The following is an 18,951-nucleotide window of genomic DNA, read 5'->3' on the forward strand; positions in this document are numbered from 1 at the left end:
ACCTGGCCGGCCAAAACAAAAAGGGGCGGCAGATTGCTCTGCCACCCCTCGATCTCCCGAAGGAGTGATTACTTCAGGTTGGACATCGCGGTCAGGTCAACCGAGAGCTTGGCGATGCCGGCCGCGCCGCACCAGTTGGAGCTCGTGCCACCCGGATTGATCGGGGTGACGGCAGTGGTTCCGCCCGCGGTGAAGTCGCTGGTGAAGGCGCTGCAATCACCCTTCGACATGTCGGTGTCGGAGTAGCGCAGATCGAGCGTGAACACCTTGTAGGTGAAGCCGATGCCGATGTTCCAGGTGTTGTAGTCGGCGTACTTGATGCCGTTCGGAAACGCCGGGACGCCGTAGAAGCTGTCGGAGGTGCCGAGCCACTGCCGGCCGAACTCACCCGACACATACATGCCGACGCCGCTGCTGCCGAACACGGTGCTCGGCGCAGTGTACTTGCCGATGATCGAGGAGTAGTTGCCCCAGGCGCCGGTGTTGAGGAAGTTCGGCGAGTAGTATTCGTTGATGGTGAACGCCCAGTTGTCGTTGATGGTCCAGGTCGCCTTGCCATAGACTTCGAAGAACGACACGTCCTTCTTCATGACGGCGAGGTTGGTGAGGGTGTTGGCCTGGCAATCGGCGCTCAGCGGATTGCCTGCGAAGTCGGCCACGGCACCGCCGCCGTAGTAGCAGGTCCCGCCCGGATACAGGTAACCCCAGACACCGATGTCGAAGGCGAAGGCGCCGAAGGTCGGGCGGATACCGCCGTAGACGTCGACTTCAGCCGCGGCGCGGTTAGCGAAGGAGATGCTTTCGGTCGACGTACCGACGTAGAGCTGCAGATCCTTGCTGACGTTGTAGCGCGGCTCGAAATAGGCAGTGACCGACGGATTGTGGTTGGACTGGGTGACGCCGCGGAAGATGTAGTCGCTCATGATGCCAGCGCCAAAGGCGATGTCCCACGGGTCGAACGGAGCCGGCGGCGGCGCCTTGACGGCCTTCACCGCCATGTCAGCTGCCATTGCCGAGCTCGAAATCATTGCTAGCGCCGTTGCTAACAAAGCCAGTTTCTTCATGACGATCCCCATCTAACTTTTCCAGACAGCCCAGCTCCGGTGGCCCCCAGGGCGCGCGCTAACGGACTGCAACTAAATCGCGTGGATCAATCTGAGGCCCGTGCACGGTACCGTGAAGCCAAAAAGACATGCATGTGCCGCCTTTTTAGGCGTTCTAGCCATCTTGCCGCATGTTGACTTGCGGGTGTTGCATTTGCACCACAAGACTGCTGCTCCCGCACCGGTTGAACGGGTCATTCGGACAGGGAAACGGCAACAGTCGGCTCGGCGCGAGAGCGTTCGGTGCGAATCGCCGTGCCCGTAAAAGCACGGATTGTCGTCGCACCTACGGAAGAAGCCGCAGCGTTGCGCGCTGCGGCTTCGATCAGTTGAACCTCGGCAATGTGGCAGCGGCTTAGTGGTGCTCGCCGCCGTCGGCCGACCCCGCAATCCAGCCCGGCGCCGGTTCGTGGCTCGGTGTGGCCCAGCTCGGCGCCGGCTGCGGCTCGGGCGCCGGGGGTGCTGCGACCGGAGCGGCCGGCTTCGGCGCGGCAGCCTTCTTCGGAGCAGCGGCCTTCTTCGGCGCGCTCTTCTTGGCAGCGGCTTTCTTCGCAGCCTTCTTCGGCGCAGCCTTCTTGGCGGCTTTCTTTGCCGTTTTCTTTGCAGCTTTCTTGGCCGACTTCTTCGCCGATTTCTTTGCAGCCTTCCTGGCGGATTTCTTCGCAGCCTTCTTGGCCGACTTCTTCGCGGACCTCTTCTTCGCCGCTACCACCTTCTTGGCCTTTTTGGCCTTCTTGCTTTTCTTCGCCTTCTTCGACTTCGCCATCGTGGTCCTCCTGTTGCCGCTATCTGAGTCCACCGGGCGCATTGAAGTGATCGCTTGCCGGACGTTGGCTGCACCTCGAAGAGAGGCACCCTCCACTTCGCTTGTCGGGCATGATGGCCGCGCGATCGCTTCGCGTCTGTGGCAAGGAAGCGCCGGTCCTTCACGTTGCGTCAGGGCAAGGCTGAGGTCCGGATCATGCTCGAGTGGCAGTCGATCAATTCAATCCTGGCCGGGGACCTCCTGTCGCCCAATCGAGAAGCTCAATCGTGTGCACCACAGGAACTGACGTACCGCCGGCAATCTGAACCATGCAGCCAATATTGCCCGCAGCGATCATGTCCGGTTTGACAAGCGCAATATTGGCGACCTTGCGATCGCGCAATCTGCTCGCAATGTCGGGCTGGAGAATGTTGTAGGTCCCCGCCGAACCGCAACACAAATGGCTCTCGGGCACATCTTTCACCACGAATCCATTCTTGGAAAGCAATTCTTTCGGAAGTTGAGTGATTTTCTGTCCATGCTGCAACGAACAAGCGGAGTGATAGGCGACGGTGACGTCGCCTTTCTGTGTTGAAGGCGCGAGCTCGAGGCCAGCGAGATACTCGGTGATATCCTTTGCCAGCGCCGAGATTCGCTTGGCCGGCTCCGCGAATGTTTTGTCCTCGCGCAGCAGGTAGCCGTAGTCTTTGACAACTGTCCCACAGCCCGAGGTCGTCACCAGGATGGCGTCGAGCCCGTTCTGGTCCGCTTCCCTTTGCCACACTGTGATGTTGGCCCGCGCGCGCGCCAGCGCGTCGCCGTCCTGTCCCATGTGATGGGTCAACGCGCCGCAGCATTGCTCGTCCTTGACCAGCACCACCTCGACGCCGTGCCTGGTCAGGACATTGATCGCGGCCTGATTGATGCGTGGCGCCAGCACCTGCTGGGCGCAGCCCTGCAGCAGCGCGACCCGGCCGCGCCGCCGGCCGATCGGCGCAAACACGGTTCCCGCAGCCGGCCCCGGTTGCGGCAGGCCGCGCGGCGCAAGCGCCAGCATCGCCTTGATCCGCCGCAGCAGACCCGGGCTCGACGCACCGACCGATGGCGTCGGCAACAATGCGGCGAACGGACGAGCGAGCCCGGCCAGGATCATGCTGATCCGGAACAGGCCCGGCCGCGGCAGCACGAGGGCGAGTACCCACCGCAGCAGCCGCTCGGTCAGCGGTCTCTGGTAATCCCGCTCGATCCGGACCCGGGCCTGGTCGACGAGGTGCATATAGTTCACGCCCGACGGACAGGTCGTCATGCAGGCGAGGCACGACAGGCAGCGGTCGATATGCTTGACCACGTCGGCCGTCGGCGGCTTGTCCTTCTCCAGCATCTCCTTGATCAGGTAGATGCGGCCGCGCGGGCTATCGAGCTCGTCGCCGAGCAGCACATAGGTCGGGCAGGTCGCGGTGCAGAAGCCGCAATGCACGCAGGCGCGCAGGATCTTGTCGGCTTCCTTGATGTCGGGATCGGCGAGCTGCGCCAGGGAAAACTCGGTCTTCATGCAGCCCCGCCTCGCATCATCCGGCCGCGGTTGAGGACGGACCTCGGATCGAAGCTCGCCCGGACCCGTTCACCGAGCGCGGCAAGCCCGGCCGCCTGCGGCTGGAACACATCGACCGCCCGTCGTACATCCTCGGCGGCGCGGATCAGGGTGGCGTGTCCGCCGATCGCCTCGACCTGGCCGCGGACCAGCGCGGCCTGGGCGTCGGCGCCCGGCGGCAGCGCGGCCCAGATCAGCCCCCCGCCCCAGTCGTAGATCACGTCGCCGCCGGTGGCGCGCGACAACGCCTGGCCCAGCGCGCCGCCAGAGGCCGGCGGGCAAACGATACGCCACACCGGCCAGGCTGCGAGCGCGCCGTTCGCCGCGAACGGCACCACGTCGCGCAGCGCGCTCCAGATTGCGGCCGACGCATCGTCGACGAGGCTGTCGACCGTGCCATAGGACGAGAGCGTCTGGCTGAGCGAGGCCGCCCGATGTGCCGCCGACGCCGAAATCCCCTCCAGCCGCACCAGCGTGACCGGCTGGCCTGAGGCTGCGAGGCCGGCGAGCGCGCCGCCCCCGGTCCGCAATGCCGAACCCGGAAGATGCGCGGCGCCGGAGACGTCGAAGGGCGAACCCAGCGCCGCCGTCATCGCCTTGTTGGCGGTGACGTCGTCGAGCCCGCGCAGCAGCAGCGTCCGCTCGGCTTCCGGCTTCGGCATAACCTTGAGCGTGACCTCGGTCATGACCGCGAGCGTGCCCCAGGAACCGGTCAGCAGCTTGCAGAGATCGTAGCCGGTGACGTTCTTCACCACCCGCCCGCCGGTCTTGAAGCTGTCGCCAAACCCGGACACCGCGTGCGCCCCGAGCAGATGATCCCTGATACCACCGGCCTTGATGCGGCGGGGACCGGCCAGTCCGGCGCCGATCATGCCGCCGATCGTGCCGGCGCCCGCGGTGCCGAGCAGCACGGACGTGTCCATCGGCTCGAAGGCGAATTGCTGGTTCTTGGCGTCGATCAGGGATTGCACGTCGGCGAGCGGCGCGCCGGCCTGCACGGTGATGATCAGTTCGTTCGGCTCATAGGAGGTGACCGCATTCAGCGCCGAGACGTCGAGCAGCGCATTGGTCGCCATCGGATGGCCGATGGCGCGCTTCGATCCATGTCCAATGACCTCAAGCGGCTGCTCGCTGGCGACCGCCGCGCGCACCACTTCCTCGACGTCTTTTGCGTCTCTGACCTTGAGCGTATCCACACGCTAGGCGGTAACGAAATTTCGCGCCGAAATCAAATGCGCACCGAACGAACGTCTGAATGCGGCAAGCCGACCTCGTAATCCCGACGGAACGGCCCGGCGGCCAGGGCTTGGCGCCATCCGGCAGGCATGGAAACCGCGGTCAGGCTGCCCTACTCGGAACGTCCCGCCAGCTCAAAAATTCGCCGCGCCAGGAGAGTTTGGCCCGAGAGTTCGAAGGGCTCGTCACCTCTGTGGGCGCGCCACCGGCCGTCCCTCCATCCGAGCGCCAGCGCCTTGACCAAATCGAAGAAGCTGACCCGGCCTGATTTGACCCCCTGCTTGAGCGTGTCCGGCATGGTCGACCAGATCAGCTCACACTCGGCATCGCGCTCGATGCGTTCGCTTGCCTCGACGGATCGGTCTTGATCGTTCCATATCTGGCTGGCGCGCATCGCCGGCCCGATCCTGTCGGTCCAGCGGAACGCGTGCTGCTCCCGTTCGGCGTATCCGTGGCGTGCGAGCCACTTCATCGCCGTCGCGTATCCGGGAGGAGGTTCGAACCAGTCGCGCTGGTCCGACAGGACGTCCCGGCTGTAGCCGCCGCAGGCGATGGCGACAAAGGACTGCACGATTTGCGCGATACGCGGGTCGCCGTCGCCAATCGAAGCAGCGAGGAAATCCGGCATCTCCGTCGCATTCATCGAAAACACGGCCCTTGTCACGGCGTCGTCGGCTCCGACCGGCTCGACATGCATCACGCCGACGGCGAGCAGCGCCTGCTCGGCGGCCACCCAGTCGCTCGGGCAGGTGCGCGCGATGAAGCCGCCTTTCTGGCCGGCACCATCGCAGCCGGGTCCGGCAAAGAATGCGCAGAGGCTGGCCGCCAGATGACCGCACATACGCCCTTCGAGGCCTCCGATGTCTGTGACCTTGACCATGCCGGAACTGTACGACTGGCGACTTAAGCCGCCGTTAGCGCGATGCTTCCATGCGTCGCAGCGTGGCAAGCGCCGATATCGGGAAAATCCCGTCGTGCGGTCTCTGCTGCAACACTTCGATCATTGCCGAACTGTTTTCACGACATCGACATTTCGATCATCGCCGAACTCGGTTCGCCGAACGATCCACTATCTCTCGCGTTGCGGTTCGGCCGGCAGGACGGTTGGCGCGAATCATCTGGAGGCGAACATGAAACGTTCGGAAGTTTCGACCACGACGATGATCCTCACCCGACGATCGGCCATCGGCTCGTTCGCGATCATGGCGATCGCCGGCGTCTCGCCCTGGGGCGGATCGCAAGCTCGATCGGAGCACAGCAACGGAGGAATGCCAATGAAGCACTATGCGATGAGCACGAGAACCATCAGCGACGCGATCAACACGTCAGGCCTTCTGGTTGTGGCGCAATGGGAAGCCAAGGAGGGACAGGCCGACAAGGTCGCGGAAATCCTCGACGGCTTCCTGCCCGAGGCGCAGAAGGACCCCGGCACCAAGCTGTTCCTGATCGGCCGCGGCAAGGACAATCCGGCGCAATTCCTGTTCTACGAATTGTTCCAGGACGAAGCCGCGTTCAAGGCACACCAGGACAGCGCGGCGTTCAAGACCTACATCGCGGAGCAAGCGCTGCCGCTGCTCGCCAAGCGCGAGCGGTCGCAATACGCGCTGCTGTGAAGAAAAGCGCGGCGGGGAGGATGGTAGAGCGTTTTCGAGCGAAGTGGACCCGGTTCGCGTGAAGAAAACGCGTCAAGACAAGAAGCGAGAGCTTCGGTTCTGATTCGATCAGAACCGAAGCTCGTTCTTCCCGCCGGCGCGGGTCAGATCGACGCGCCGCTGTTGCCGAGCGTTGCGCGCAAGCCGGCCCGCTCGGGCGGCCTGCGCCAGAAGCCGACGATCGAGATCCGCGACAGCACCGCCGCCTCGAGGCTCTCGACCTGGGTTCGGAGCCGAAGCGCGCGTTTCTCGACGAGATGCCAGGACGCGACGGCGACGCCGAAGGCGAGCGGCAGGCTGATCAGGAGGTTCAGATACCAGTGCTGGACCGGCGGGCCGAACGTGGCGACGCATTGCTGGATGACGAAGCCGTAGAGATAAAGCCCGTAGGAGTAATCGCCCGACGAGACGATCCAGCTCCGCCGCGGGTTCATCAGGCCGAGATAGCAGGCGACATAGGCGGCCGGCACGGGAGCCAGCGCGTCGCCGCGCCCGGTCGCCATGCCGGCGGCGCACAGCACCAGCGCCAGCAGGCACACCGTGCGGTTGAACGGCACCTTGTCGCGCCAGAGGTAGAAGCCGACGCCGGCAAGGAAGCAGAACACCAGAAGGTGCGGGTGAAGCTGGATCGGTACCTCGTCCCAGCGGTAGATGTCGTAGGCGATGAGCCCGATCTGGGTGATCACCATGAACCCCAGGAACGCCACCCGGTTGAAGCAGATCGTGAGCACGGCGAGCAGCGCCAGGATGACGTAGCACCACAGCTCGTACGGCACGGTCCAGAGCTGGGCGTTCACCAGATCCGGCAGCGGATTGTGCAGGAATACGCCCGGCAGCTCGTAATGGATGTCGCCGACGATATTGAGAAAATAGGCGTGGAATTTCGGATCGGCGACATATTGCGCCAACGGCAGCTCGGTGAAGACCGAGCCGATGATGATTGCCGATAGCGTGGTTTCGACCGCGAGCGCCGGTCCGATCCGCAGCACGCGCAGGCCGAGGAAGGAAATCAGACTCTTGCACCGGAGCAGGCTTGCGGTCACCAGGAAGCCGCTCAGGGCAAAGAACAGCGCGAGGATCATCGCGACGCCGATGCGCAGCGTGCTCTGGATTTCCAGCGCGCGGCCGAGCCCGAGCGTCACGTTCGTGCTGTGCAGGCCAATGATCGACGCCGCCAGCGCGATCCGCATGTAGTCGAAACCCGCGGGCCGATTGCGCGAAAGCGCCAGCTGATCGGCCAGGCTGGGCATCGATGTGCTCCCGAAGACGTGCATCTGCGGAAAATACCGAGCAACAGTCTAAGGCCGTGTAAATGGGTCGGCGCTGTAATTGCAGCGACGCGCGGCGGCGGCCACCGCGGCAAGCATCGGTTAAGGTTATCGAATGGCTAGGGCAATCCGTCGAATTGTACCGACCGGCCCTCGCGCGTTGGTGGCTCTGGGCGCACGCTCACGCATGTTGGCCTCGGGGCCAATAGCTGACGTGGTTCCTGATGCCGTGGAAGCAGGGCTTGTTATCGTCATTCGGCAACCATTGATTCGATCGCGGCTCCGCCGGGAGAACCATCACGATGCACATCAAACCGACAGCCATCGCGCTGCTCGCGATGATCGCGCCGGGACAGGCGCGCGCCGCCATGCTCACCGACGCCGAGGCGACGTTCCTCGACCAGCTCGCTACCGCAGCCGCGGTGCTCGAACAACGATGCACCGGATATGAGGCCAACGGTGCCGGCGGCGTTCAAACGGGCGCCAGACTTCTCGGCAGCCCCGACGCCGCGATGGCCATGATCAATGCGTTCGACGCGGCGATCAAGGCTCACGACGGCAATGACTACGATCCGCGCAAATTCCGCCCCGAGGTGTCCGAAGCGGCCGGCAAGACCTTCAAGCGAGTCCGGGCGGCGTTGATCAGAGACCCGGAAGGGGCCTGCGCCGCCTATGGCGATAGCGGCGCGGCGTCGGGGCTACTCAGACGGTACTGAAGCGCGATGAGATTGGGTTGAATCGTCATCGCGCTTTAGCTCTTTGTTTGACCATGATCTTTTCGGAAAACCGCTTCGCACTTTTCCGGATCATGCTCTAGAACCGCGGGATATCCGGGAACGCCAGCTTGCCGGCGTGGACATGCACGCGGCCGAGCTCGGCGCAGCGGTGCAGGGTCGGAAACACCTTGCCGGGGTTGAGCAGGCCCCCGGCATCGAAAGCGCATTTCAGCCGCTGCTGCTGGTTGAGGTCGATCTCGGTGAACATGTCCGGCATCAGGTCGCGCTTCTCGATGCCGACGCCGTGCTCGCCGGTGAGCACGCCGCCGAGCTCGACGCAGCAGCGCAGGATGTCGGCGCCGAACGCCTCCGCCTTCTCGATCTCGCCCGGCTTGTTGGCATCGTAGAGGATCAAGGGGTGCAGATTGCCGTCGCCGGCGTGGAACACATTGGCGACGCCGAGGCCGTATTTCTCCGAGAGGTCGCGGATCCGCGCCAGGGCCTTCGGCAAGGCACCGCGCGGGATGGTGCCGTCCATGCAGAGGTAGTCCGGCGAGATGCGCCCGACCGCGGGGAACGCCGCCTTGCGGCCGGCCCAGAACAGATTGCGCTCGGCCTCCGAGGTCGAGATCTGGCAGGAGGTCGAGCCGCAGCCTTGCGCGATCGCCTCGACCCGCTTGATCAGCTCGTCGACCTCGACCTGGGGGCCGTCGAGCTCGATGATCAACAGCGCCTCGACGTCCAGCGGATAACCGGCGTGAACGAACGCCTCCGCGGCGTGGATCGCGGGCTTGTCCATCATCTCCATGCCGCCCGGGATGATGCCGGCGCCGATGATCCGGGCGACGCATTCGCCGGCCGCCTCGACCTCGGCGAAGCCGACCATCAGCGCGCGCGCCGTCTCCGGCTTCTGCAGGATGCGCACCGTGATCTCCGTGATGACGCCGAGCAGCCCTTCCGAGCCGGTGATAATTCCCATCAAATCATAGCCGGCATTCTCGGCCGACTTGCCGCCGATGCGCAGGATCTCGCCACTCATCAGCACGATCTCGCAGCCGAGCACGTTGTTGGTGGTCATGCCGTATTTCAGGCAGTGCACGCCGCCGGAATTTTCCGCGACATTGCCGCCGATCGAGCAGGCGATCTGCGACGACGGATCGGGCGCGTAGTAGAAGCCGGCATGGGCGACCGCCTGGCTGATCGCGAGGTTGGTGACGCCGGGCTCGGTGACCACGACGCGGTTCTCGAAGTCGATCTCGCGAATCCGCTTGAACTTGCCGAGCCCGAGCAGCACGCCGTCGGCAAGCGGCAGCGCGCCGCCGGACAGCGAGGTGCCGGAGCCGCGCGGCACCACCTTGATGCCTTGGCCCTGGCAATATTTGAGCACCTTCGACACCTGCTCGGTGGTATCGGGCAGCACCACGACCATCGGTGGCTGCCGATAGGCGGTCAGGCCGTCGGATTCATAGGCCAGCATCTCGGCGGCACCGTCGATCACGCCCTCGCCCGGGACGATTGCGCGCAAGGCGGCCACGATTTCGGCGCGGCGAGCGAGGACGGCCTGGTCGGCCGCCGGCATCATGATGGACATCATTGTTCCCTCGGGTGGACTTTTGCCCTTCGCCGATTTGTTACGACAAATCAATCACGTCTGCACCTGTTTCAGTGGACCGGCCGAAGGTCGGATTGCCCCACCCCGCAATGGCGAGTTCTCTCTCGGACAAGCGGGCGGCCTCGAAACCTGTCAAAGTTTCGTGGCTTGTCCTGTTCAAGCCGGACATGCCACAAACGATCACTACCTCCCGGGACGAAACGAAGAGAACCCCATGAACCTAAAGACCTTGAGCGCGCTGGCGGTCGTCACATCGCTGGCTTCCGCATCCTCCGCGCTGGCGCAGGATGCCGCCGCCGGCAAGACCTCGTTCAATAAATGCCTCGCCTGCCACGCAATCGGCGAAGGCGCCAAGAACAAGGTCGGCCCCGAGCTCAACGGCCTCGACGGCCGCCATTCCGGCTCCGCGCCGGACTACAATTATTCCGATGCCAACAAGAATTCCGGCATCACCTGGAACAAGGAAACCTTCCTCGAATACATCAAGGATCCGAAGGCCAAGATCCCCGGCACCAAGATGGCATTCGCCGGCATCAAGAACGAGAACGAGGCCAACAACCTCTGGGCCTACGTCTCCTCGTTCGACAAGGACGGCAAGCAGAAGTAATCGGCGGTATCGGTCGCCGTCCGCCCGGCGCCAATGCCGGGGCGGACGTTAGAACGGGGATGGCCTTTCTTCGAAACGCCATCCCCTTCTGACTCTCTGATTTGAACATGATCTCGGCGCAGACGCGTCCCGCGTTTGTCGCGAGGGAAAATCGCCACGCACTTTTCCGCATCATGCCCGGCCGCCGCGATCAGCGCGGCAGGAGATTGGTCTTGGCGAGATCGACCACCTCGTCGCCGCGGCCGCTCATCACCGCGCGCAGCACCCAGAGGCTGAATCCCTTCACCTGCTCCAGCGTAATGGTCGGCGGCATCGACAGTTCCTGCGTCGCGGTCACGACGTCGAGCACCGCCGGGCCGTCATGCGCGAGCACGTCGCGGATCGCGCCCTCGAGCTCGCCGGGATCCTCCACCCTGACCCCGTGAATGCCCATGGCGCGGGCCATCGCCGCGAAATCGGGATTCTTCAGATCGACCCCGGTCTCGATGAAGCCGGCGGCCTTCATCTCCAGCGCGACGAAGCCGAGCACGCTGTTGTTGAAGATCACGACCTTCACCGGCAGCTTGGCCTGGGTCAGCGTGATCAAATCGCCCATCAGCATGGCGAAGCCGCCGTCGCCGGACATCGACACCACCTGCCGTCCCGGCTGCGCCGCCTGCGCCCCGATCGCATGCGCCATCGCATTGGCCATCGAGCCATGGACCCAGGAGCCGACCAGACGGCGGCGGCCATTCATTTTCAGATAACGCGCGGCCCAGATCGTCGGCGTGCCGACGTCGGCGGTGAACACCGCATCCTCGCTCGCCTGCTCGCTCAACAGGCGCGCCAGATATTGCGGATGGATCGGCTTCTGGCCGGGCTTGCCGCGGGCGAGATGGCGTCCTTGTAATGCGCGAGGCTGGCATCGAGATGCTTGCGGTCGGTCTTCACATGGAGCTTCGGCAGCAGCGCGGCGATGGTCTCGCCGACGTCGCCGACGATGCCGAGATCGAGCTTGCAGCGGCGGCCGAGATTTTCGGGGCGATATCGACCTGCGCGATGTTGATGCCGGTCGGGAAGAACTGCTTGTAGGGAAAATCGGTGCCCAGCATCAGCAGCACGTCGCAGCCGTGCATGGCGGCATAGCCGGAGGAAAAGCCGATGAAGCCGGTCATGCCGACGTCGTAGGGGTTGTCGTATTCGACATATTCCTTGCCGCCGAGCGCGTGCACGATCGGGCTCTTCAGCGTCTCGGCAAGCTTGATCAAGCCGTCATGCGCGCCGGCGCAGCCGCGGCCGCAGAACAGCGTGACGCGCCGCGCGCCGTTGAGCAGCGCCGCCAGCGCGTTCAACTCGTTATCGGCCGGACGCACCACCGGCGCCGGCGGCAGCAGGCCGGCATTCGGTGCGATGTCGCGTTTCGGCGCCGTCCGCATCGCGACGTCGCCCGGCAGCACCAATACGGCGACACCGCGCTTGCCGACCGCGGCGCGGATCGCGTTCTCCAGCATGTAGGGCAGTTGCGCCGGATCCGACACCAGTTCGCAATAATGGCTGCATTCGCGAAACAGGTCCTGCGGATGCGTCTCCTGGAAATATCCGCCGCCGATTTCAGCGGAGGGGATCTGGGCCGCGATCGCCAGCACCGGCGTACGGCTGCGATGCGCGTCGAACAGGCCGTTGATGAGGTGCAGATTGCCCGGGCCGCAGGAGCCCGCGCACACCGCGAGCGCGCCCGTGATCTGGGATTCGGCGGCGGCGGCGAACGCGGCCACCTCCTCGTGACGCACATGCAGCCAATCGATCGTGCCGCGCTTGCGCAACGCCTCGGTCAGGCCGTTGAGGCTGTCGCCGACGACACCGTAGATGCGCTTGACGCCGGCCTGGGCAAGGGTTTCAGCGATGAGGTCGGCAATGTTGTCGATCCGCATGAGAGGTGTCCTTTGCTGCAATCCGAAACCGCGTGGGCTGCATGATGTTCGGCGCCACGCGGCGGCGCAAGCCTTGCCGGATCACATTCGCGCGGCGCAAAGGCGCGGCAGCTATTGCGCCGTCACCACGTCCGGCACCATCAGTCCGGCCATCGTCTCGATCTCGGACGCCACGAGATCGGGCGCGACGTATTGCACCATGTGGCCTGTGCCCGGCAGCACGATCAGCTTCGCGTTCGGCGCCGATACGGCGAGCGGCCGCGAGTGGATGCCGGTCGAGACCGTCTTGTCGACGTCGCCCGAAATGATCGACAGCGGCGCCCTGATCTCGGCATAGCGCGGGGCCTGTTCGACAACGGCCGCCTTCAGCGTGACGAGGTCGTGCGCATTGGCGATGAACTCGCGCGGCCGCAGCAGGAGCAACGACTGGCTGTCGCGGACGAAATCAGCCGGCACCGGCTGCGGCGCGAACACGCCGCGCGCAGCCGAATTGGCGACGAGGAAACCGAGCGGCAGCGTGATCGTGTGCGCTAGCAATGGCCCGATCAAAGGCGTCGAGATCGCATCATTGTAGCGTCCGGCGCCGCCGCGCCACGGATGGGCGACGGGCGCGAGCAGCACGAGGCCGGCGACGCGGTCCGGATGATCCAGCGCAATGCGCAGGGCGAGCGCGCCGGCCCAGGAATGCGCCACCACGATCGCCCGCTCGACGCCGAGCCTGGTCAGCGCCTCCACGATCATCCGGGCCTGGATCGCGGGCGTCGAATCCGCGACGCGCTCGCGGGTGCTCCAGCCGTGACCCGGCCGGTCGATCAGGATCACCCGGCGCGCTTTGGCAACACAATCGCCGAGCGGCTGCATCGCGCGGAGATTGGAGCTTGCACCATGCAGCATCACGACCGGCGGCCCGACCGCGTCGCGCGGGCCGAGTTCGACCACATGCAGCCGCGCCCCGGCCACACCGATCATTCGCCCCTGAGGCGGGAAGGCGCGCTGGATCAGCCGGGCGCCGATTTGCGTCACCAGCGCCAAGGCCAGCCCTGCGGCCGCCAGCGCAATGATTGCGGTCAACATCGAGGGGATCCGAAAGGTCTTAGGCACCTGATTGGGCACCTGACAATTACGACGAAGCCGAAATCAGGTTCCGCGCGGATGTGCCCCCTGCCAGGGCATGCTCTTGTTCGCAAACCCAATTGTCGATTATCCGGCTCGCGCCCGGCGCGGAGTTGTCCACAATGCGCCCAGCCTGTGGATAGCGGGTTCATACCTGCGTCATTAGTCATTTCATAGATTGGCGGTGGCAATTTCGCCATCAGACGCGAGGCTTCATCGAAACCGGGACGCCACTGGAACGCTTCCTGGTTTGTACACAGTATCCACAGGAACCGGCGTCCGCATGACGAGTTCAACGGGAAGTAATCGGAGGAGTACCATGATTTCCGACCCTAGCGATGCGGCCATCGATCAGATCGTGGCGAGCTGCAATGGCGACCTGCGCGGCGCGCTGAAGGCACTGTTGCTGGTGAATGAGCACCTGGAGGCGGAGCTTCAGCAATTCTATGCCGCCGTAGCCCAGGACACCGCGTCCCGCGGCAAGTTCTTGCACTAGCCTCCTGCGCCGTACCGCGAGCAAGCATCAAGCTCGCGCGCAACGTGCCCATTCGCGGCCATCGCCCCACGATCGCGATCAATCGCACGCAATCAGATATCGCGGCCTTCGACCTTTTCGGTCAGCTGCTTGACGATCTGCGGCACCTTCTCGAGGTAGGGATCGACAGCCAGCGCCTTGCGGAAGGCGTCGAGCGCGCGCTTGTCGTCGCCCATGTCCTGCATGATCATGCCGACGCCCGCCAGCGCGCCGAAATGGCGGGGTTCACGGGTCAGCACCTGCTGCAGGTCTCCCAGCGAACGAACGTAATCGTTCTTCAAATAGTAGATCGTCGCACGCCGGTTCCAGGCCTCGACATAGTCGGGGCGGAGCTTGATCACCGCGTCCAGCAGCTTCAGCGCGACATCGACATTCTGGGCATCAATCGCCGCCTTGGCGCGCACCATCAACAGCGCCGCGGTATCGCTCGGGGTCTGCAGCCACAGCGCCCAGATCCGCGCCTCGACATGGCGGGCACTGTCCTCGTCGGGCGCGGCCTTCAGCGCGCCGAACAGGAAATCCAGCCCGCGGGTCCGGTCGGCCGGCACCTTCGGCAGCTTGGTCGGAGCTTCAGGCAGTTTTTTCTGGGCCCTGGGCGGCGGGACCACCCGCGGATCGTCCTGCGCGACGGCCGCAACGGGCAGCGCCAGAAGCGCGGCGATCAGGATCGCCAGCCGGCGGTTGGTGGGCCCCAGGAACTTGAATCCGAGCTTTAATCCCATGGCCGAAGTCTAGACGCACAACGCCGCACTGCAAAGCAGCGCGGCGTCAAAGACCTGTGAAGGAAGGATCGGAATCGACCGGAGATCCGGGCGGGATCAGCCTTGCCGGTCAGATTTGTCGGATCAACCCTGGCGCGCCTTGAAGCGGCGCTGGACCTTGTTGATCACGTAGACGCGGCCCTTGCGGCGAACCAGACGGTTGTTGCGATGGCGGCCGCGCAGCGACTTGAGCGAGTTACGGACCTTCATGGGACAATCCTGTTACTTCGAAAGGCCCGTGTTGGAGGCCGTACCTGATCAATGCCAATATTTGGCAAAATGGGATTTATCCCGACAAGCGGCCTGCCGCCCGGGACGGCCGCGTTCTAAGCCATCGGACCGTTAAATGTCAACCGAGATGGGCCGATTTTCGGGCCTGTCCTGGTCCGGAACCCGCGCCGGGTACCGCGCCACGCCATTGAGATCGCTTCGGAAACGGCGACGACCACAATTATCCGGACCAACGACGGACCCGTCGTCGCCCTTTGACCATGGCGCCACGGCCGCCGAATCGAGTTTTCGTCCTCCTCGCGCCCGCCCCGATCGTGACCGAACCGGACTTTGCGCCGGATTAAGCTCGGCGCGCGGCCAGAATCCTTCAACGCCACAGCGCTTGCGAAAATCGTTATATCATATAATTATTTTCCATCACCAATGAACACGCCGCCGGGGAAACCGAATGCCCAAGCTCAAACTGCCCGACATCGAAAAGGTCATCGCCATCGATATCCACACCCATGCCGAGGAGCCGTGCGGCATGCATGGCGACGACGGCTATGACGACTTCCAGGCGCAGATGGCCGACTACTTCAAGTCGCCGCACAAACATCCGCCGACCGTGCCGGAGACCGCGGCCTACTACCGCGCCAAGAGCATCGCCGCGGTGATCTTCCCGGTCGACGCCGAGCGCGAGACCGGTTTCCGCCGCTACAACAATTACGAAATGCTCGAGGTCGCCTCCGACCATCTCGACGTGCTGATCCCGTTCGTCTCGATCGATCCGCACAAGGGCAAGCTCGGCGTCCGCGAGGCACGCAAGCTGATCGAGGAATACGGCGTCCGCGGCTTCAAATTCCACCCGACCATGCAGGGCTTCTACGCCAACGACCGCATGGCCTATCCGCTCTATGAAGCCATCAACGACGGCGGCGCGATCGCGCTGTTCCACACCGGCCAGACCGGCGTCGGCTCCGGCATGCCGGGCGGCATGGGGATGCGGCTGAAATATTCCAACCCGATGTACATGGACGACGTCGCTGCGGATTTTCCCGACCTCAAGATCATCCTCGCGCATCCCTCCTTCCCCTGGCAGGAAGAGGCGCTGTCGGTCGCGACCCACAAGCCGAACGTCTATATCGACCTGTCCGGCTGGTCGCCGAAATACTTCCCGCCGATCCTGGTCCGCTACATCAACTCGATCCTGCAGGACAAGATGCTGTTCGGCTCCGACTGGCCGGTGATCACGCCGGACCGCTGGCTCGCCGACTTCGCCAAGCTCGACATCCGCGAGGAGATCCGGCCGAAGGTCCTGAAGGCCAACGCGCGGAAGATTTTGGGAATCTAAGGGAGTATTGTCGGCGGCAAGCTTCGGAGGTGGTTCATGACGAACTTCACCGGACTTGCCACCCTCTCCGCACTCCTGATCGGAAGCGCAGGACTCTGCTGCGCGGCACGCGGCGGGCAGCCGCCCGCGTTCGTCGAATTCGAGAGCCCGCTTGCAAGTGCGCAGCCGCTGCAAGGCTATCTGCGAACACCCGATGGACCGGGCCCCTCGCCCGCCGTGGTGCTGCTGCACGGCTGCAGCGGCTTCTTCAAGCAACTCGACGAGCGCTGGGGCAAGCGGCTGGCGGCCTGGGGCTATGTCACGCTCACGGTCGACCGGTTCGGGCCGCGCGGCATCAGCAGCGCCTGCACGGGCGGCGCGCCGGCCGCAACCGTCCATGACGCCTATCGTGCGCTGAGCTATCTCGCGCGGCAATCGGCGGTCGATCCCGGTCGCGTCGCGGTGGTGGGGTTCTCGCAAGGCGCCTGGCTCGCCCTGCTCTCGGTCGAGCGTGGCGCGATCGAACATAACGCGGCAGAGAAATTCCGCGCAGCCGTCGCATTCTACCCGCCCTGCCTCAGCATCAAGGGCGACATGACGGTGCCGACGCTGATCATGGTCGGCGAGCTCGACGACTGGACGCCGGCCAAGGAGTGCCGGACCCTGGCCGAGGGCCGCGACGACTACGGCATCTCCCGGCAGAATCATGCGGGACACCCGATCGAGCTGATTGTCTATCCCGGCGCCTATCACGGTTTCGACGTGCCGCATTACAGCACGCCGGTGCAGCTGCTCGGTCATCACCTCGAATTCAACGAGGTGGCCAGGGATCAATCCATCGACGCACTCATGAAATTCCTGTATGCGACAATCGGCGGGCAAGAGAGATCACAATGACCATCAAGGCAATCGTCTTCGACGCCTACGGCACACTCTACGACGTCCAGTCGGTGGCCGACGTCACCGAGGATGCGTTTCCCGGCTATGGCGACATCATCACGCAGGTCTGGCGCATCAAACAGCTCGAATACTCCTGGCTGCGTTCGCTGATGCGGCGCTACCAGGATTTCGCCGTCGTAACCCGCGATTCCCTCGCCTACACGCTGCGCTGCCTCGGCCTGCAATATGACGCGGCGACCTTCGCCCGCATCATCGACAAATATCAGCATCTGGCGCTGTATCCGGATGCAGTCGGCGCGCTCGAGGCGATGAAGGACAAGAAGCTCGCGATCCTGTCCAACGGCAGCCCCGACATGCTGAATGCACTGGTGCGCAATTCAGGCCTCGACCGCGTGCTCGATGCGACCATCAGCGTCGATGCCCACAAGGTGTTCAAGCCGGCGCCGGAGGCCTACACGCTGATCGAGGAGGTGCTGAAAGTACCGCCGGCGGAGGTGCTGTTCATTTCCTCCAATCCGTGGGACGCCTGCGGTGCCAAGTCATTCGGCCTCAACGTCGCCTGGATCGAGCGGGTGACGCCGCAAGCGATGGCGCTGGCCTGCGTCGAAAGCGAGACGGTCGCCCCATTGACGATGTTCAAGGCGCTACGTACCCAGATGGACGAGCTCGGCGTCGTGCCCGATCACCGGATCCACGGTCTCTCCGAACTTCCTGCCCTGGTGTCTGCCAGATCCTGACTAGCAAGGTCCTGAACAACATGAGCCTCGAGTCCGTCCGCGCCTTCTTCGCCGAGAAGGCGCCCGAAATCTCCGTGATCGAATCCAACACGAGCTCCGCGACCGTCGTGCTGGCGGCGGAGGCCTATGGCGTCGAGCCGGCGCGGATCGCCAAGACGCTGAGCCTGCGGGTCGGCGACCGCGTGGTGCTGATCGTCGCCGCCGGGACGTCGCGGATGGACAACAAGAAGGTCAAGGCGGCGTTCGGCGGCAAGCCGAAGATGCTTGGCCTCGACGAGGTCGTTGACATCACAGGCCACGAGGTCGGCGGCGTCTGCCCGTTCGGGCTGAAGACGCCGCTGCCGGTCTATTGCGACTTATCGCTGAAGGCGTTCGATGTCGTGGTGCCAGCGGCAGGCTCGACCCACAGCGCGGTCCGCATCACGCCCGACAGGATGGCGGAGCTGACCGCGGCCGAATGGGTCGACGTCTGCGAAGTCAGACCTGGGGATTAGTCCTCATCGTCGAACGGCGGCCGCGATGGCGCCGGCTGCATCGGCTGTGGTGCGCGCGGCCGCTGCTGTATCTGCGGCTGCTGCGGCGCGCGGCCCTGCGCTTGCGGCTGCTGGGCCCGGCCCTGCGTCTGCGACTGTTGCGCGTTTGATTCGAACACGGCACGACAACTGTTGGAAAGTTGCGGCGTGTTCTGCCGCAGGCAAGCCACGATGCGCTGCACGTCGGGCACCTGGTCGCTGCAGAGCCGCCACACGTCCGGTGTGCACGCCATCTGCTGTTCCCAGGTTCCTCGATACTCCTCGGCGACGGCGGCCGTTGCCGCGACAGCTCCGCCGATCGCTATGGCAAGGCTCAGGACGATCCGCTGCGATCGCATGTCGGGCTCCCGTTGTTCCAGATACTGGCCCGCGCGCGCATGTTCCCGCGC

At 64.5% G+C, this 18,951-nt stretch carries 19 protein-coding genes and 1 pseudogene; 8 read left to right on the plus strand and 12 right to left on the minus strand.

Going from position 1 to position 18,951, the window contains the following annotated elements:
- Window positions 1–68: 68 nt before the first annotated feature.
- The 5 genes from J6525_RS18090 to J6525_RS18110 form a co-directional block, all read right to left on the minus strand.
- A complete protein-coding gene (locus J6525_RS18090) occupies window positions 69–1,064 on the minus strand; it encodes a TorF family putative porin (RefSeq protein WP_057018099.1) in 996 nt (331 codons plus the stop codon).
- A gap of 394 nt (window positions 1,065–1,458) precedes the next feature.
- Window positions 1,459–1,869, minus strand: coding sequence for a histone (locus J6525_RS18095; RefSeq protein ID WP_225645651.1), 411 nt, complete (start codon window positions 1,867–1,869; stop codon window positions 1,459–1,461).
- A gap of 214 nt (window positions 1,870–2,083) precedes the next feature.
- On the minus strand, window positions 2,084–3,400 hold the full coding sequence (glcF, locus tag J6525_RS18100; protein ID WP_225162244.1) for a glycolate oxidase subunit GlcF: 1,317 nt from the start codon (window positions 3,398–3,400) through the stop codon (window positions 2,084–2,086).
- A complete protein-coding gene (locus J6525_RS18105; RefSeq protein ID WP_225645652.1) occupies window positions 3,397–4,635 on the minus strand; it encodes an FAD-binding protein in 1,239 nt (412 codons plus the stop codon). Before J6525_RS18105 ends, glcF begins: the two co-directional genes overlap by 4 nt.
- 152 nt (window positions 4,636–4,787) lie before the next feature.
- Window positions 4,788–5,408, minus strand: coding sequence for a hypothetical protein (locus J6525_RS18110; protein ID WP_225645653.1), 621 nt, complete (start codon window positions 5,406–5,408; stop codon window positions 4,788–4,790).
- Window positions 5,409–5,805: 397 nt separating this feature from the next.
- Between J6525_RS18110 and J6525_RS18115 the strand changes: the two genes are divergently transcribed.
- Window positions 5,806–6,288, plus strand: coding sequence for a putative quinol monooxygenase (locus tag J6525_RS18115; RefSeq protein WP_225645654.1), 483 nt, complete (start codon window positions 5,806–5,808; stop codon window positions 6,286–6,288).
- Between the two features lie 143 nt (window positions 6,289–6,431).
- Here the strand turns inward: J6525_RS18115 and J6525_RS18120 are convergent, their stop codons facing one another.
- Complete coding sequence (locus J6525_RS18120) at window positions 6,432–7,577, minus strand: acyltransferase family protein (protein WP_225645655.1); 1,146 nt, start codon at window positions 7,575–7,577, stop codon at window positions 6,432–6,434.
- Window positions 7,578–7,897: 320 nt separating this feature from the next.
- Between J6525_RS18120 and J6525_RS18125 the strand changes: the two genes are divergently transcribed.
- Window positions 7,898–8,311 carry a hypothetical protein gene (locus tag J6525_RS18125; RefSeq protein ID WP_225645656.1) on the plus strand — a complete coding sequence of 138 codons (414 nt, stop codon included), beginning with the start codon at window positions 7,898–7,900 and terminating at the stop codon, window positions 8,309–8,311.
- Between the two features lie 97 nt (window positions 8,312–8,408).
- On the opposite strand, the gene J6525_RS18130 is transcribed toward J6525_RS18125, so the two are convergent.
- On the minus strand, window positions 8,409–9,902 hold the full coding sequence (locus tag J6525_RS18130) for an FAD-linked oxidase C-terminal domain-containing protein (RefSeq protein ID WP_225645657.1): 1,494 nt from the start codon (window positions 9,900–9,902) through the stop codon (window positions 8,409–8,411).
- Between the two features lie 235 nt (window positions 9,903–10,137).
- On the opposite strand from J6525_RS18130, the gene cycA reads away from it, so the two are divergent.
- Window positions 10,138–10,530: a cytochrome c-550 CycA gene (gene cycA / locus J6525_RS18135; RefSeq protein WP_018269764.1), complete on the plus strand. Its 393-nt coding sequence runs from the start codon at window positions 10,138–10,140 to the stop codon at window positions 10,528–10,530.
- A 190-nt stretch (window positions 10,531–10,720) separates the two neighbouring features.
- Here the strand turns inward: cycA and poxB are convergent.
- Both poxB and J6525_RS18145 read right to left on the minus strand, forming a co-directional pair.
- Window positions 10,721–12,440: pseudogene (poxB, locus tag J6525_RS18140) on the minus strand (ubiquinone-dependent pyruvate dehydrogenase).
- A gap of 111 nt (window positions 12,441–12,551) precedes the next feature.
- Entirely contained in the window at window positions 12,552–13,514 is a 963-nt protein-coding gene (locus tag J6525_RS18145; protein ID WP_225645658.1) for an alpha/beta fold hydrolase, read from the minus strand.
- Window positions 13,515–13,872: 358 nt separating this feature from the next.
- Between J6525_RS18145 and J6525_RS18150 the strand changes: the two genes are divergently transcribed.
- Window positions 13,873–14,049, plus strand: a complete 177-nt coding sequence (locus J6525_RS18150) for a hypothetical protein (RefSeq protein WP_018269760.1) — start codon at window positions 13,873–13,875, stop codon at window positions 14,047–14,049.
- A gap of 92 nt (window positions 14,050–14,141) precedes the next feature.
- On the opposite strand, the gene J6525_RS18155 is transcribed toward J6525_RS18150, so the two are convergent.
- Together J6525_RS18155 and ykgO are read right to left on the minus strand one after the other, a co-directional pair.
- A complete protein-coding gene (locus J6525_RS18155) occupies window positions 14,142–14,810 on the minus strand; it encodes a tetratricopeptide repeat protein (RefSeq protein ID WP_225645659.1) in 669 nt (222 codons plus the stop codon).
- 123 nt (window positions 14,811–14,933) lie between these two features.
- Window positions 14,934–15,059, minus strand: coding sequence for a type B 50S ribosomal protein L36 (gene ykgO, locus J6525_RS18160; RefSeq protein ID WP_002718645.1), 126 nt, complete (start codon window positions 15,057–15,059; stop codon window positions 14,934–14,936).
- Between the two features lie 469 nt (window positions 15,060–15,528).
- Between ykgO and J6525_RS18165 the strand changes: the two genes are divergently transcribed.
- From J6525_RS18165 to J6525_RS18180, 4 genes are read left to right on the plus strand one after another with little or no spacing between them, the layout of a single operon-like run.
- Window positions 15,529–16,413 (plus strand): amidohydrolase family protein, encoded by an 885-nt coding sequence (locus J6525_RS18165; protein WP_225645660.1) that lies wholly within the window; start codon window positions 15,529–15,531, stop codon window positions 16,411–16,413.
- 36 nt (window positions 16,414–16,449) lie between these two features.
- Window positions 16,450–17,289, plus strand: coding sequence for a dienelactone hydrolase family protein (locus J6525_RS18170; RefSeq protein WP_225645661.1), 840 nt, complete (start codon window positions 16,450–16,452; stop codon window positions 17,287–17,289).
- The gene (locus J6525_RS18175) at window positions 17,286–18,029 is read left to right on the plus strand and encodes a haloacid dehalogenase type II (RefSeq protein ID WP_225645662.1); all 744 of its coding nucleotides are present in this window, start codon (window positions 17,286–17,288) and stop codon (window positions 18,027–18,029) included. The genes J6525_RS18170 and J6525_RS18175 overlap by 4 nt, the downstream gene beginning before the upstream one ends.
- 20 nt (window positions 18,030–18,049) lie before the next feature.
- The gene (locus J6525_RS18180) at window positions 18,050–18,523 is read left to right on the plus strand and encodes a YbaK/EbsC family protein (protein WP_225645663.1); all 474 of its coding nucleotides are present in this window, start codon (window positions 18,050–18,052) and stop codon (window positions 18,521–18,523) included.
- Here the strand turns inward: J6525_RS18180 and J6525_RS18185 are convergent.
- A complete protein-coding gene (locus J6525_RS18185) occupies window positions 18,520–18,900 on the minus strand; it encodes a hypothetical protein (RefSeq protein ID WP_225645664.1) in 381 nt (126 codons plus the stop codon). The two genes, J6525_RS18180 and J6525_RS18185, sit on opposite strands and share 4 nt — an antisense overlap.
- Between the last annotated feature and the right edge of the window lie 51 nt (window positions 18,901–18,951).

This window comes from Bradyrhizobium australafricanum (assembly GCF_020329495.1).
GTDB classification, from domain to species: domain Bacteria; phylum Pseudomonadota; class Alphaproteobacteria; order Rhizobiales; family Xanthobacteraceae; genus Bradyrhizobium; species Bradyrhizobium australafricanum.

Excerpts from the sequence above, each read along its gene's own strand:
- J6525_RS18090 (WP_057018099.1), bottom strand. The coding sequence starts at position 1,064 with ATGAAGAAACTGGCTTTGTTAGCAACGGCGCTAGCAATGATTTCGAGC.
- J6525_RS18095 (WP_225645651.1), bottom strand. The coding sequence starts at position 1,869 with ATGGCGAAGTCGAAGAAGGCGAAGAAAAGCAAGAAGGCCAAAAAGGCC.
- glcF (WP_225162244.1), bottom strand. The coding sequence starts at position 3,400 with ATGAAGACCGAGTTTTCCCTGGCGCAGCTCGCCGATCCCGACATCAAG.
- J6525_RS18115 (WP_225645654.1), top strand. The coding sequence starts at position 5,806 with ATGAAACGTTCGGAAGTTTCGACCACGACGATGATCCTCACCCGACGA.
- J6525_RS18120 (WP_225645655.1), bottom strand. The coding sequence starts at position 7,577 with ATGCCCAGCCTGGCCGATCAGCTGGCGCTTTCGCGCAATCGGCCCGCG.
- J6525_RS18125 (WP_225645656.1), top strand. The coding sequence starts at position 7,898 with ATGCACATCAAACCGACAGCCATCGCGCTGCTCGCGATGATCGCGCCG.
- J6525_RS18130 (WP_225645657.1), bottom strand. The coding sequence starts at position 9,902 with ATGTCCATCATGATGCCGGCGGCCGACCAGGCCGTCCTCGCTCGCCGC.
- cycA (WP_018269764.1), top strand. The coding sequence starts at position 10,138 with ATGAACCTAAAGACCTTGAGCGCGCTGGCGGTCGTCACATCGCTGGCT.
- J6525_RS18145 (WP_225645658.1), bottom strand. The coding sequence starts at position 13,514 with ATGTTGACCGCAATCATTGCGCTGGCGGCCGCAGGGCTGGCCTTGGCG.
- J6525_RS18150 (WP_018269760.1), top strand. The coding sequence starts at position 13,873 with ATGATTTCCGACCCTAGCGATGCGGCCATCGATCAGATCGTGGCGAGC.
- J6525_RS18155 (WP_225645659.1), bottom strand. The coding sequence starts at position 14,810 with ATGGGATTAAAGCTCGGATTCAAGTTCCTGGGGCCCACCAACCGCCGG.
- ykgO (WP_002718645.1), bottom strand. The coding sequence starts at position 15,059 with ATGAAGGTCCGTAACTCGCTCAAGTCGCTGCGCGGCCGCCATCGCAAC.
- J6525_RS18165 (WP_225645660.1), top strand. The coding sequence starts at position 15,529 with ATGCCCAAGCTCAAACTGCCCGACATCGAAAAGGTCATCGCCATCGAT.
- J6525_RS18170 (WP_225645661.1), top strand. The coding sequence starts at position 16,450 with ATGACGAACTTCACCGGACTTGCCACCCTCTCCGCACTCCTGATCGGA.
- J6525_RS18175 (WP_225645662.1), top strand. The coding sequence starts at position 17,286 with ATGACCATCAAGGCAATCGTCTTCGACGCCTACGGCACACTCTACGAC.
- J6525_RS18180 (WP_225645663.1), top strand. The coding sequence starts at position 18,050 with ATGAGCCTCGAGTCCGTCCGCGCCTTCTTCGCCGAGAAGGCGCCCGAA.
- J6525_RS18185 (WP_225645664.1), bottom strand. The coding sequence starts at position 18,900 with ATGCGATCGCAGCGGATCGTCCTGAGCCTTGCCATAGCGATCGGCGGA.